This window comes from Lacticaseibacillus parahuelsenbergensis, from assembly GCF_030770265.1.
In the GTDB taxonomy this organism is placed as follows: domain Bacteria; phylum Bacillota; class Bacilli; order Lactobacillales; family Lactobacillaceae; genus Lacticaseibacillus; species Lacticaseibacillus casei.
This window is the reverse complement of sequence record NZ_CP132482.1, coordinates 1,861,782-1,873,954: the sequence shown is the minus strand read 5'-3', so window position 1 is coordinate 1,873,954 and position 12,173 is coordinate 1,861,782. Positions and strand designations below refer to the sequence as shown.

At 50.4% G+C, this 12,173-nt stretch carries 13 protein-coding genes; 5 read left to right on the top strand and 8 right to left on the bottom strand.

Going from position 1 to position 12,173, the window contains the following annotated elements; genetic code table 11:
- The first annotated feature begins 49 nt into the window (after window positions 1–49).
- Genes LACPH_RS08815 through LACPH_RS08805 form a run of 3 tightly spaced genes read left to right on the top strand, consistent with a single transcriptional unit; the run spans window position 50 to window position 2,364 of the window.
- Complete coding sequence (locus LACPH_RS08815) at window positions 50–358, top strand: hypothetical protein (RefSeq protein ID WP_306386685.1); 309 nt, start codon at window positions 50–52, stop codon at window positions 356–358.
- Between the two features lie 26 nt (window positions 359–384).
- Window positions 385–1,452, top strand: a complete 1,068-nt coding sequence (locus tag LACPH_RS08810) for an ABC transporter ATP-binding protein (RefSeq protein ID WP_306386684.1) — start codon at window positions 385–387, stop codon at window positions 1,450–1,452.
- Window positions 1,453–1,485: 33 nt separating this feature from the next.
- Window positions 1,486–2,364 (top strand): ATP-binding cassette domain-containing protein, encoded by an 879-nt coding sequence (locus LACPH_RS08805; RefSeq protein ID WP_306386683.1) that lies wholly within the window; start codon window positions 1,486–1,488, stop codon window positions 2,362–2,364.
- 135 nt (window positions 2,365–2,499) lie between these two features.
- On the opposite strand, the gene LACPH_RS08800 is transcribed toward LACPH_RS08805, so the two are convergent.
- Genes LACPH_RS08800 through LACPH_RS08790 form a run of 3 tightly spaced genes read right to left on the bottom strand, consistent with a single transcriptional unit; the run spans window position 2,500 to window position 4,289 of the window.
- A complete protein-coding gene (locus LACPH_RS08800; RefSeq protein ID WP_306386682.1) occupies window positions 2,500–3,213 on the bottom strand; it encodes an ABC transporter permease in 714 nt (237 codons plus the stop codon).
- Window positions 3,206–3,922: an ATP-binding cassette domain-containing protein gene (locus LACPH_RS08795; protein ID WP_306386681.1), complete on the bottom strand. Its 717-nt coding sequence runs from the start codon at window positions 3,920–3,922 to the stop codon at window positions 3,206–3,208. Before LACPH_RS08795 ends, LACPH_RS08800 begins: the two co-directional genes overlap by 8 nt.
- Complete coding sequence (locus LACPH_RS08790; protein WP_306386680.1) at window positions 3,909–4,289, bottom strand: GntR family transcriptional regulator; 381 nt, start codon at window positions 4,287–4,289, stop codon at window positions 3,909–3,911. The genes LACPH_RS08795 and LACPH_RS08790 overlap by 14 nt, the downstream gene beginning before the upstream one ends.
- Before the next feature lie 173 nt (window positions 4,290–4,462).
- Between LACPH_RS08790 and LACPH_RS08785 the strand changes: the two genes are divergently transcribed.
- Window positions 4,463–5,317, top strand: coding sequence for an alpha/beta hydrolase (locus tag LACPH_RS08785; RefSeq protein ID WP_306386679.1), 855 nt, complete (start codon window positions 4,463–4,465; stop codon window positions 5,315–5,317).
- Window positions 5,318–5,419: 102 nt separating this feature from the next.
- Here the strand turns inward: LACPH_RS08785 and LACPH_RS08780 are convergent, their stop codons facing one another.
- Together LACPH_RS08780 and LACPH_RS08775 are read right to left on the bottom strand one after the other, a co-directional pair.
- Window positions 5,420–6,448, bottom strand: coding sequence for a helix-turn-helix domain-containing protein (locus LACPH_RS08780; protein ID WP_306386678.1), 1,029 nt, complete (start codon window positions 6,446–6,448; stop codon window positions 5,420–5,422).
- Between the two features lie 127 nt (window positions 6,449–6,575).
- Window positions 6,576–7,313 carry a sulfite exporter TauE/SafE family protein gene (locus tag LACPH_RS08775; protein WP_306386677.1) on the bottom strand — a complete coding sequence of 246 codons (738 nt, stop codon included), beginning with the start codon at window positions 7,311–7,313 and terminating at the stop codon, window positions 6,576–6,578.
- Between the two features lie 230 nt (window positions 7,314–7,543).
- Between LACPH_RS08775 and LACPH_RS08770 the strand changes: the two genes are divergently transcribed.
- A complete protein-coding gene (locus LACPH_RS08770; RefSeq protein WP_306386676.1) occupies window positions 7,544–8,947 on the top strand; it encodes an MFS transporter in 1,404 nt (467 codons plus the stop codon).
- Between the two features lie 76 nt (window positions 8,948–9,023).
- On the opposite strand, the gene LACPH_RS08765 is transcribed toward LACPH_RS08770, so the two are convergent.
- The 3 genes from LACPH_RS08765 to LACPH_RS08755 are packed head-to-tail and all read right to left on the bottom strand — an operon-like array spanning window position 9,024 to window position 12,173.
- The gene (locus tag LACPH_RS08765) at window positions 9,024–9,656 is read right to left on the bottom strand and encodes a TetR/AcrR family transcriptional regulator (protein WP_306386675.1); all 633 of its coding nucleotides are present in this window, start codon (window positions 9,654–9,656) and stop codon (window positions 9,024–9,026) included.
- Window positions 9,653–11,269 carry an ABC transporter permease gene (locus LACPH_RS08760; protein ID WP_306386674.1) on the bottom strand — a complete coding sequence of 539 codons (1,617 nt, stop codon included), beginning with the start codon at window positions 11,267–11,269 and terminating at the stop codon, window positions 9,653–9,655. Before LACPH_RS08760 ends, LACPH_RS08765 begins: the two co-directional genes overlap by 4 nt.
- The gene (locus LACPH_RS08755) at window positions 11,256–12,173 is read right to left on the bottom strand and encodes an ABC transporter ATP-binding protein (RefSeq protein WP_306386673.1); all 918 of its coding nucleotides are present in this window, start codon (window positions 12,171–12,173) and stop codon (window positions 11,256–11,258) included. The genes LACPH_RS08760 and LACPH_RS08755 overlap by 14 nt, the downstream gene beginning before the upstream one ends.

Below are 12,173 nucleotides of genomic sequence, written 5' to 3'. Positions count from 1 at the left end.
AAAGCCGCTGCATTGGTAGTCAGCACAACCTTTTTAAGGAAGTGTCAAAATGATCCAAAAACATCCTTGGCAGGTCGGCGCCGCGCTTTTCGTTGGTTTGCTGGTCGTCACCACTGGTCTGTCGTCAACGCGCGAAGGCCTACCCCTGGCTATATTGTGGGGGCTACACCAGACATTTTGGCTGCTGGTGGGTTTGGCGATCCTTGCCGTGGGAATTAAATTGCTTCTGCACACGCGCCGCCCGCATGCTAACTTAACCAGCAAGATGCTCGGCGCGCTGCCCGGCAACTTGCAATTAGGCATTTGGGTCGCCGTGAATCTGATTGGCGGCACCGTGATTGATTTGCTTTTGTATTAAAAAATGAAGTTTGAAAGGGGCGCAGCATGACTGATATTGTTTCAATTAAAAACTTAACCGTGACGTTTCATGAGGCCAACGAAAATGTCTATGCCGTCAATGGGGTGGATTTAACGCTGCATCAAGGCGAGACGCTCGCATTGGTTGGCGAGTCCGGTTCGGGTAAATCAGTGACCACGCATGCGCTACTGGGTTTACTTGGCAAAGATGCAGAGGTCAAGGCTGATGCCATACAATATGGTGAAACCGATCTGCTGCACGCCAGTAAGAAGGCTTATACGCGATTGCGCGGACAGGAGCTTGGGTTGATTTTTCAGGATTCGCTGAGTGGGCTGAACCCAACCATGCGTATCGGCCGGCAAATTGGCGAAGGGGTTAAGGCGCACCGACACCTGCACGGGGCCGCTTTAAAACAGGCGGTCAACGCGGCGATTCAAGATGTCGGCTTGCCTGATCCGGCGTTGATTGCGCGCAAGTACCCGCATGAGCTATCTGGCGGTCAGCGGCAACGTGCCATGATTGCCATGGCGATGATCATGCAGCCTAAGGTTCTGATTGCCGATGAACCGACGACTGCTTTAGACGTGACCCTGCAGGCGCAAGTGCTGGACTTGATCAAGCGACAGAAGGCCAAGCGCGATTTAAGCGTGATCTTCATCACCCACGATCTGGGGGTGGTTGCGAATATTGCCGACCGCGTGGCCATTATGTACGCCGGTAAAATTGTCGAAACTGGCACGGCAAATGAAATTTTTTATAATCCGCAGCACCCGTATACTTGGGGATTGCTGGATGCGGTGCCGAGTTCGGATGATCAGCGTAAAGAGCTATTTACCTTGCCGGGGACACCGCCGGATTTACGGAAGCCAATCAAAGGCGACCCATTTGCACCCCGCAATCCCTATGCGCTGGCAATTGATTTCAAGGAAATGCCGCCGCTGTTTCAGGTGTCACCTACCCATTTTGTCCGTTCGTGGCTGCTTGATCCGCGAACGCCGAGTTATCAGCCGCCGGTCACGATTCAAAAACGGTGGGCGCGGTTTGCCGAACTCACCAAGGAGTCGTCGTTGGCGGTCGCGGTGAATCAGGCCTAATTCGAAGCCTTTTACAAATGGAGATGGTTATTTTTGACAGAACCGTTATTTGCCATTCAAGAGCTAAGCGTCAACTTCCGTAAAGATCAGCGGCTCATCAAAGCAGTGAATCACATCAATTTTACAATTGCTTCCGGCACCACCGTTGGCTTGGTGGGCGAGTCAGGTTCGGGAAAAACGACCACTGGCCGTGCGATTGCCGGCATCGGACCGATTTCAGGCGGGGATGTGCTGTTTTCAGGTGAGTCGATTCAACATTTTTCGCATGCTGAGCGCAAGCAATTTCGGCGGCAAGTCCAAATGGTGTTTCAGGATCCATTTGCCTCGTTGAATCCGCGCCAAAAAGTGGCCGATATTATCGCGGAAGGCATTGATAATTTTCACTTGGCGTCATCGCCACAGGAGCGGCTTGATCGGGTTTTGCAGCTGCTGGAGCAAGTCGGCTTGCCGCCAGATGCGATTAATCGGTTTCCGCATGAGTTTTCCGGCGGTCAGCGGCAGCGCATCGGCATTGCCCGGGCATTGGCGGTTGAACCAAAATTTCTGGTATTGGATGAACCCATTTCTGCCTTGGATGTGTCAATCCAAGCGCAAATTGTGAACCTGTTGCGGCAGATTCAGCAAGCCCAGCATCTGACGTATCTTTTCATTGCCCATGACCTGTCCATGGTGCACTACATCAGCGACCAGATCGTCGTTATGTATCAAGGGCAAATTGTGGAAACCGGTGCTACCGAAGCCGTTTACCGTCATCCGTTGCATCCGTATACGCAGACGCTACTCGCTTCGGTGCCGCAAGCCGACCCGCTGTTTGAGCAGCAAAAGCCACGTGTTCATTTTGACCGCACACCGATTCCGGCTGGTGCAGCCTTAACTGAAGCGGCACCGGATCACTGGGTGTTGGCGCCTTAGGCTTAAGATCTTTTACGGGTTATCACAAAAATGGACTTCCAAGTGACAGCTGATGCCGCTTGAAAGTCCATTTTTATTATGTGAATACTCATAAAAGCTTTTAGCGCAGAACGATGGCATATGCCAATACCCGACCTACTTAGTCTCAACGCATTTTTCCAGCAAGTAGACGTTAAGGCTGGAAATGAGGGCGAAGATCACTAGGAAAACACCGAGGATGGCGGTGATGTTGTAGTTGCTAAAGGGCATTAAGAATAGCTGCCATAGCTGGTTGAACAAGTAGGAGGCCGTGATGATCACGACTAGATAAATGGCCCACTGTGCGAGACGAATCTGGGTTTCGGGTAAGAAGGCCATGATGGTGACGGAAAGCAGGTGGACCAGACTGACAAACGTCCAAATGAATAGGCAAGTTAGGCCGAGTATGGTCACACCTTCAGCGACATCCATCCAGACAGACGTCTCTGGCCAGTGAATGCCATGAGTGGCCACTTGCAGGATGGTGAAAATCAGACTCTGACCGAGACAGTAAATAACAAAGTTGCAGATGGTGCTGAAAAGGTTGGCCATATAGAGTTTTAGGTTGGTAATCGGCACGGAGCGGTAATAATTGTCGACCCAGGTATGTTCCTGCCTGATGGCGAGTCGAATAAATAAGTAAAGTCCGCCAATAATTAAGTATGGTTGAAACGCATAGTAGAAAAGTTCGATGGAGAAGCGGGCACTACCGCCAAAATACATTAAAATCGCCGTGATGATGGTTGCAACGATCGTGACGACCAATGTGTTGACCACGGTTTGAATGCGCTGTCGAATCAAGACTTTTGTCATGGTCCAAGTATTAGTCATTTGTGGTGCTCCCTTCATAGAGACTTTCATAGTAAGCCTCGACACTCATGCCGGTTTCTTCGCGGAGTTGTTCCGTATTCCGATGCGCGACAACGTGCTTGTCTTTTAACACAACAATTTCGTCGAGAATGTTCACGACATCGTTGACATGGTGATCCGAGATCATCACCGTGGCCGCGGCAGGCTTCCAGGCGATCATGTTGCTGATGAGGCGTTTGCGGGTCATGCTGTCAATGCCTTCAAATGGTTCATCAAGTAAATAGAGTTGCGTTTGACGTGACAAGGTGAGCGCGGTTGCAAATTTTTTCCGATTACCTTTGGAGAGTGCACTTAATTTTTGGTGACAGTCCAATTCGTACTTATTGGTGAAATTTTCAAACGCCTTTTCCGAAAAGTCGAGATACATGATGGCGTAATCGGTGGCGATTTGGTGCAACGTGCGGTGGGCGTTGACGCCTTTAAGCGATTCGCTAAAGCTGCTGAGTTGCTTGCGGTCGACAATGCTTTCCGAGGCGCCGATTTGGATGGTGCCGGTAAAATTGGTCGCCATCCCGTTTAAAAGCCGCATCAATGTGGTTTTGCCAGCACCGTTTGCGCCCAGTAATCCGATGAAATGACCTTGCTGGACCTCAAGATTGAGATCATCCAGAATGAGTTGACGATTGCGTTTATAGGTTAGGTGTTCTGCGGAAATCTTATTCGTGGTCATGGTGAGCCTCCTGTTCATCAATATATTGGGCAAAAGCGTCTTTCATTTCCGCGGCGCCAAGATTCAGTTCAGCCAGTTGGCGATACAAGGTGCCGAGTTCCGTGGCGATGACGCGATTTTTCAACTCAATCAAGACCTTAATGTCGTCGGTCACAAAATTACCGCGGCCGCGGCGGGTGACGAGCACGCCTTCTTGAATCAGTTCACTTAATGCGCGTTGAACCGTGTTGACATTCACTGTTAGCTCGGCAGCCAGTTGCCGAACAGCCGGCAATTGCGCACCGGACTTAAGCCGATCCGTGATAATGGCTTGGTATAGGTACTGCTTGATTTGCAGGTAGATCGGAACTTTGTCGTCAAATTCCACGGTGTGCCTCCTTATTAGTGTATTAGTTATCTAACACAGTGTATCAATAATCCTCGTGTTTGCCAAGTATCACTGGCCAGTATTTTAACGGCGAGAGTGGCTTCTAAGTTCCAAAATCGCCGCTGCGTGGTACAATGCAAGGCAAGAACCAGCATGAGAAAGTGAGGCGAAGGATGACGAAAAAATGGGGCAAAGTGATGCTCATCATCGGCATCTTTCTGGTAGTGAGTGGCGGCGCGTGGTGGTGGGTGAACCGCGGCGAAGCGCCTTCGACCAAACGCGTTGCCGGGACATATCAAACGCCGACATTGTTTGTTCACGGTTTTGGTGGCGGTTATGGCTCGGAAAAAGATATGATCAACGACCTTAGCAAGCATCCCGGTTATCGTCAGGTTTTGCGTTACACCGTGACGAATACGGGCCAGCTTAGTGTGAGCGGTTCGTGGTCGCCGAGCGTTCGTCATCCGCTGATTGCCGTTGTGTTCAGCAGCGGGCGGCCAGATGCGACCACGCTGACCAAGATTCTTAAGCAGTTGAAAAAACGTTACGGCATTCAAGACTTTAATGCTGTTGGCCATTCTGCCGGTTCTGCGGCTTGGGCTGATTGGGCAGTCACCAAAGACAAAAAAGGCGAACCAACGTTGCAACGGCTCATTACCATCGCCGGCCCATTCAATGGTTTTCCCGGGATGCCGGGGATGAACAGCGGACAAGACATCAAGTTGGCGAGCGATGGCCGCCCCAGCGTGATGTCAGATCGCTACAAGCCGATGTATGAAAATAGGCGCAATTTTCCCAAGACAGCGGCGGTTTTGAATCTATTTGGCAATCTGGGCAAAGGATCCGATGGCCGCGTCCCCGTCAATTCCGCTCGCTCACTGCGGTATATTGTGGCAGGCCGGGCCAAAAGCTACACCGAGCGGGAAATTACCAACAGCAAGGCGCAACACAGTAAGCTGCATGAGCACAATCCGTTGGTCAACCGGTATCTGTATGAGTTTTTGAGTACGGGTAAGATTACGAACTGACTAAGGACTAAAACGTTAAAAAGGCATCGCCCACAATCTGCGTGAGGCAATGCCTTTTTGGTTACATATGATTTGTTTGTTACAACATTTATATAGGGTCAGCTAATCGGCGTACTGCTTAAGCAATTCGTTATATTCAGGGGTATCTTGTAAAAATGCCAAGTCTGGGTCAAGCACAACGTTCTGAACGAATTGCTTGCGTGCCACAGCTGGCGATTCCCGCGATTTTGGTTGAGACAGATGCTGGAAAACCTTGGGGAAGGGTTGATCTAGATTGTCAGCGAATTGCCGGATGACAGCCACTGCCCGTTTGGCATCCTTGGTCGCCTCGGCGAGTTGTAATTCGGTTTCAATAACGAAAGGACTGTTCATATGGAGCGCTTGGTCCAATGCTTTGGCGGCCTTCACATATTCCTCGGCAGTTGCCAGCTGGTGGTCAGCAATGGCCACTTGAGTTAGCAGGTCGAGTACTTGTCCTAGAGCACCATAATCGCTACCCAACAGCTTCTCGCCTTCAACATAGGCTTCAGCCAGCTGACCACGTTTTAACTGCAATTTAGGTTTTAAGGCCCATGCAGTCACTGTTTCGGTAGGTAACGCAGCAAGTTGTTTTTCCGCCGCGTCGAATTGCTCTTCACTGAGATAAAAATTGAAAAGACCCAGTGCAGCAAGTTGTGCCTGTTGCAAATCGGAGCTTTGCTCAGCCGCCTTGTACAACTGAATAATCCGTTGTTGTACGGGAGGCCAGTCGTCTTTGGGAATCTGAGGCTTCAGCATGTCAAGAAAAGGTGCCGCCATCATCTGTAATTGTGAAACTGATGGATAGTCGCGCAACTCTTGATCAATCAGCGCAACGGCGGCTTGCCAACCATATTTTTGTGCTGTCATGGTTAGCTTGGCGTTAAAGTCCTGGAGAGCCGCTGGATCTAAGTCAGAAGAAAAGTCCAGCAATGTGTTGACGTCCGTGCCGAGGTTACGCGCCAACACAGGTAATATGGTGATGTCAGGATAAGATGTGCCTTTTTCCCATTTGCTGACAGCAGGCGCGGAGACACCTACTTTTTGCGCGAGTTCTTCTTGCGTTAACCCGGCGGCTAGCCGCTTATTACGGATTATTTGGCTCAGTTGCATGATGTTCACCCCTCATTTTTTAATGATCTTTAGTCTCATTATGCAGAGAGGCGTCAGCAAAAACAATGGAGACGCTTTCAAGTTCGCGGCAAATTTTTTAACTGCTGGTTAAGTTGTCGCAATGTGGTTACCACACCTGATTGACAGCCATCACGATCAGTAAAACACCGAGAACCGGGCGCAAGATGGCGGTGAGTAACCGCGGATCGAAACGGTTGAGGATGCGCGGAGTAATGGCGGCACCTACCAGCGATCCGAGCATCAGCAAGCCGCCCACTGTCCAGGCAATCGTGCCTTGGGTCGCGTGCAGCAGACAGCCAATGATAGACAAGGCAACTAACGCATAAGAGGAGGTTGCGGCCGCGTGCGGCATATCCAAACCCATTAGCATCAACCCGGCCATAATCGGTCCGCCGCCACTTAAGCCGGCAATACCGACCATTAAGCCGCTAATGATGCCTAGCACATAGGCAAACCAAGTAGGCTGGCCGGTCTTTTTGGCGTGACGAGCAAACGATTGCCGTAGCATCTGCACGCCGAGCACGACAAAGATGATGGCGATGGCCCATGAATAAATTAGTTCAGGAATGTAAGGCGCTGCCAAGCTGCCGACAATTGTGGCCGGAATAGCGGTGAGCAGAATCCGATTGCCGGCGTGAAACCGCATATTGCCAGTGCGATAGTGACTATAACAGCCTACCGCCAGTGCCGGAATGGCGGTAAAAAGTGAGGTTGCGGCAGCCGTACTCGGCGACAAATGCGCGACACCGGTCATAATACCAAGGTAGAAAGCGCCACCGCCGCCACCCATTGTCATAATAAAAGCCCCGACCAAAAAGCCGAGGAGAATCAAAACGATTGTCATGAAATTTCCTCCAAGTGGGATGCCCGGTGATTGCCGGGTATCCGCACAGCATATTTCGCTAAACACGCTTGATAAAATAATTTTTATTAATTGATTCCATATTAGCGCACTCTTGCGTTGACTTTCAGAAAAAGTACTAGCCAAAAACCTGGTTTTCACGGAATTATTTAAATTTCAATATTGTTACTGAAAATGGCCCGGCTTATCATGGAAGATAAGGGAGGCCGATCATGGCAAAAACAACCATCGAGCAAAAGGAAAAGAACGCGCGTCATGCCTTGTTTGTCATCACCATTGTGGCGCTTATGTCGTTTTTCGGAGTTTTAACGGAAACATCCATGAATGTCACGTTTCCGACGTTAATGCATGATTTTCATGTTTCTTTGACAACCGTGCAGTGGGTGACGTCAGGCTATCTTTTGGCGGCGGCACTCGTAATGCTTAGCTCTGCTTACATGAAACGCCGCTTTACCAATCGCCAGCTTTTCATTACGGCGGCGCTGCTTTTCATCATCGGCGATCTGATGTGTGCCTTAGCGCCGGTGTTCTGGGTGTTATTGCTTGGGCGATTGGTCCAGGCTGGCTGTGTCGGCTTGTGCGGACCATTGATGGTCAACATTATTTTGGACACGGTGCCCACCAGTAAACTGGGTACATATATGGGCATCGCGAATCTCATCATTCTGATCGGGCCAGCTTTGGGACCGACTTTTGGCGGGGCCATCGCCAACTTTTTTGATTGGCGGATGATTTTTTGGAGCACCTTGCCGTTTGCGACTTTGCTGCTCATATTGGGGCAAGGACGCATTAAGCAATATACACCGACTTCTGCGTTTGCGTTTGACTGGCTGCGGTTTGCGGCGCTGGGGGTTGCTTTGATTAGTTTGACAGTCGCTTTAAATGGCGTTAGTGAGCATACCTGGCTTATTGCAGGCGTGGCCGGTGCTGTCGTGCTTGTGGCGATGGGTGCTTTTTTATGGTTGTCCAAGCATCATGCCAAAGCATTGTTTAAGCTGGATGTTTTCCATGATGGCGGCTTTTTATACAGCTTTTTACCGTATATTTTGATGCAGTTTTCCAATGTGGGGATTAATTTTCTGCTGCCAAATTACGTGCAAACCGTGGATGGCGCCAGTGCGTTTGTCGGCGGGCTGATTTTGCTACCAGGCAGTGTCTTTAATGGCCTTGGTCAGCCGGTTTATGGCTGGATGCTGGATCATTTTGGTGGGCGGTTGCCGCTTTTGCTGGGTAACAGCCTGTTTACGGTCGGGATGCTGGGCTTTACGATTTGGGGTCGCCATATTGGTGTATTAGGCGTGACGATCCTGTATTTGATCTTCGCCATTGGTCGGTCGATGGCATTCGGCAACAGCACGGCTTACGGCTTGAAGGTCATGGCCCACCAGTATCAAAGTGACGCCAACGCTTTATACAGCACCGGCCAACAAGTCACCGGGTCGATCGGCACCACGGTCTTGGCCGGGATGATGACCGCGGTCACGGTGCCTGGCTTGACCCATGCCCAGAACGTCGGCATTGGCAGTCAATTAGCTTTTGCACTACTACTCCTGATTGGCTTGGTCAACTTCGGCTTCTACGCGCGCTTGTTTAAACTGACGAAAGCAAAAGCTTGACAGTTTAAAAAGGCTCAGACAACTTGCCTCAATATTAAGTGAGGCGTTGTCTGAGTTTTTTTCATTAAATAAGCAGCTAGTCTGGCAAAAAACCGTGTTCAACGATCTTCAACTGACGGTTCATTTGATCAACCACCGCCTGCAGGTCTTCAAAGTTGCGGTACTTGCCAGTGGCGATTAGCTGCGTCGTGACAGCGGTTTGTTGGGCGATGAGGGCAGAAACAACACTGAAAATGTCATCAACGGAAATTCCTTGTCGGCGGGGTAATTGTTCGATTTTTTCACGAAAAATTCGATTGGCTTCCACGGAAATGGCTCGAGTTTCCTGTTGGATTTGCTGCTGCAAGGGTTGGGGAAAATGTGGTAAATCTGCATAAGCTTGCATCATGAGGCGGTATTCGGCAGGAAAGGCCAATTGCAGTTTCATCTCATATTTCACCGCCGCTGACATCATAGCGGCTAAGCCCGGTGCGTCTTGCCATTGGTGCGGATCCATATGGGCATAGATCCGCTGATAAGCGGTTTTAAAGGTGTCGAGGTATAAGGCTTGTTTATTGCCAAAATAATGAAAAATCAAGCCCTTTGAGACTCCGGCAGTTGCAGCAATTTGGTCGGTTTTGGTTTTTGCAAAGCCTAATTGTCCGAAGGCGTCAGTTGCTGCTTGTAAAATTCGGGTTACTTTTTGCGGGTCGGTGACGACTTTTTTCATACGCTCAGATCCTGTCGACGATATCCGGCAATGCCGATGATGAAGAGGATCACGGCACTGACAAGCATGATGACAAGCCATGATTGACCCAAAGCCTTGACCGGAACATCAGCGATCCAGCCAAAAGGAGTAAAATCGCCTGCATGTTTGGGCAGTGAAAACAACCCATGAAAGACCTGTACGATCAGCCCGGCGCCCATATAAAGCCAGAAGAGACTGCTTAGTTTTGGCCACAAACCGGCTAGCGCAATGCCTAACGCGATGAATGCCAGGACTGCAGGCAGACCACCGATGAAGAGTCGCCCGAGATACTTTACCGGCAGCGGCTGGCTCAAAACCGCATTACCGGTTAAGAATAAGGCAAGTAGTCCGACAGAAAGCACCGAAATGCCCACGAGTAAGGCCCAGCAGTTGTAACTGGTACTGATCATGGTTCGCGTTGGCTTTTCCGCGTGAATGATGCCAAGATAGCCCAGCCGGTCGTCGTGCTTAAGGCGAAAGGCAATCTGAATCCCCGCGGTGACGGCCAAAGCGACAAAAATGGCCATATACATCGCCAGAAACGAAAGTACCATGGTTTGATTGGCGGCGTGAATTTGCTTGACGTCTAAGAGCTGGCGATAAATCGGGTTGGTTTTAAGAATATCGCCAACGCCGCCAAGAACACTGCCCATGACGCCGCCGAAAATAACCGCACCAATCAGCCAACCGGACAACAGACCGCGTTCGGTTCGCCAGATCAAGGCCGGCATCGATCGTAACCACGGCGCTGCGGTGGCGCGACCTTTTCCTTCCGCCAGCACACCGGCGCCGAGATCGCGACTTTGCGCAATGGCCATGGCAGCACCACAAAGCAAGATGCTGCAGGCAAGGCCCAGAAACAGCGGCGTGAGTTGATTTTTCGTATAAAAGTCGACCTTTTCAAACCAGCCGATCGGGGAAAGCCAGGTGAGTTGCTGGTGGTTAAGATCGGTGACGAGCCGAATGAGATAAGCGGCGGCCAAGACCATATAACTTAACATGCTGGCGGTGCGGGTATTGTTGGCCAGTTGGGCGAACAGCAAAGCGATGCTGCCGAAAACCAGATTGGCGATCAGCATGGCAATGGCGAACAACAAATCGCCGGTCATGTCAGTCCCGTCCATGTTGACAGCGAGCAGCGAGGCGAAGTAGGCGGCCGCCATCACAAAGCTGACCAGTAGCAGCTCCCAAATGGCAGCGATGACATCCGCCGTGCGCCCGACATCGCGCGCCCGGACCATTTCCAACAAGCCGCTTTCTTCCTGTCCACGGGTGTCGCGAATCATCAGCGGCATGACCCACAAGGCTTGCAAAATGATCATGAAAACGACCATCACACCGGCAAAAATGATGGCAGCGTTGTAAGTGCTAACCCTAGGCGTTGCGCCAAACATCGCGGCCATCCCCGGTGCCTGCAGCATTTTGACAATGTCTTTTGAACCGGAGGCACCATTGACGAAGGCTGCTTCTAATTTTACAGCGCCACTGAGAATCATCATGACGAGAATGATTAGCCAGACAATCGAAAATTTGAGATTTTGTTTGAGGTTGGCTTTTAAAAGATAGCCAGCATGCCGATTATTCCGCCGCATGTGATTCACCCGGCTTTCCGTAATAACGCATAAACAGATCCTCTAACGTTGGCGGTGAGACCCGCAAGTCTAGGATCGAGGTGGTCGCTAAGGTCTGCATAATGCGACTCAACTCATCGCGATCGGCGGTGAAGACCGCTTTGGTGTGGTCGTCCGCTGCAAATGTCAAATCGTGAACACCAGCAACACGAGCTAGATCATCATTGGCTGTTGTTGTCGTGACTTCGACTTTTAGCCGCGCCAAGTGCTGCATTTGGTCTAAATTGCCGCTTTCAATCACACTGCCATCACGGATAATCACGATCGAATCGCACATCCGCTCCACTTCTGACAAAATATGACTCGATAGCAAAACACTTTTACCTGCCTGCTTAAGCTTAAGGACTTCCTGTTGAAAAGTCTGCTCATTAAGTGGGTCAAGGCCAGAAGTCGGTTCGTCAAAAATATACAGGTCCGCATCTTGCGACAAAGCGGCAATCAGCGCGACTTTTTGGCGATTACCTTTGGAGTAGGTGCGGGCTTTTTTGGTTGGATCAAATTTGAATCGCTGCATTAAGTCATCGGTTTTCTGGTTATGGTCGCGGCCGTTTAACCTAAGCAGCAAATCGATAATTTCGCCGCCGGACAGATTCGGCCATAAATAAACATCACCGGGAATGTAAGCGATCCGGGGATGAATGACGGCATCATCACGCCAGGCATCGTGACCAAATACGGTAACGCTGCCGGCGGTTTTCTTTAACATGCCTAAAATGATGCGAATCGTCGTCGATTTGCCTGCACCATTAGGCCCTAAGAAGCCGAGTATCTGTCCTGAGCTCAACGTGAAGCTGACATTCTTCAACGCCTCAAACTTGCCGAACTTTTTTTGAACGTGATCTAATTCGATGACACTGGTTGCCAT

What these genes read in the sequence shown, in the direction of transcription:
- LACPH_RS08780 (WP_306386678.1), bottom strand. Translation starts at nt 6,448, where the DNA reads ATGCAACTGAGCCAAATAATCCGTAATAAGCGGCTAGCCGCCGGGTTA.
- LACPH_RS08815 (WP_306386685.1), top strand. Translation starts at nt 50, where the DNA reads ATGATCCAAAAACATCCTTGGCAGGTCGGCGCCGCGCTTTTCGTTGGT.
- LACPH_RS08785 (WP_306386679.1), top strand. Translation starts at nt 4,463, where the DNA reads ATGACGAAAAAATGGGGCAAAGTGATGCTCATCATCGGCATCTTTCTG.
- LACPH_RS08810 (WP_306386684.1), top strand. Translation starts at nt 385, where the DNA reads ATGACTGATATTGTTTCAATTAAAAACTTAACCGTGACGTTTCATGAG.
- LACPH_RS08760 (WP_306386674.1), bottom strand. Translation starts at nt 11,269, where the DNA reads ATGCGGCGGAATAATCGGCATGCTGGCTATCTTTTAAAAGCCAACCTC.
- LACPH_RS08775 (WP_306386677.1), bottom strand. Translation starts at nt 7,313, where the DNA reads ATGACAATCGTTTTGATTCTCCTCGGCTTTTTGGTCGGGGCTTTTATT.
- LACPH_RS08800 (WP_306386682.1), bottom strand. Translation starts at nt 3,213, where the DNA reads ATGACTAATACTTGGACCATGACAAAAGTCTTGATTCGACAGCGCATT.
- LACPH_RS08755 (WP_306386673.1), bottom strand. Translation starts at nt 12,173, where the DNA reads ATGGCAACCAGTGTCATCGAATTAGATCACGTTCAAAAAAAGTTCGGC.
- LACPH_RS08765 (WP_306386675.1), bottom strand. Translation starts at nt 9,656, where the DNA reads ATGAAAAAAGTCGTCACCGACCCGCAAAAAGTAACCCGAATTTTACAA.
- LACPH_RS08770 (WP_306386676.1), top strand. Translation starts at nt 7,544, where the DNA reads ATGGCAAAAACAACCATCGAGCAAAAGGAAAAGAACGCGCGTCATGCC.
- LACPH_RS08795 (WP_306386681.1), bottom strand. Translation starts at nt 3,922, where the DNA reads ATGACCACGAATAAGATTTCCGCAGAACACCTAACCTATAAACGCAAT.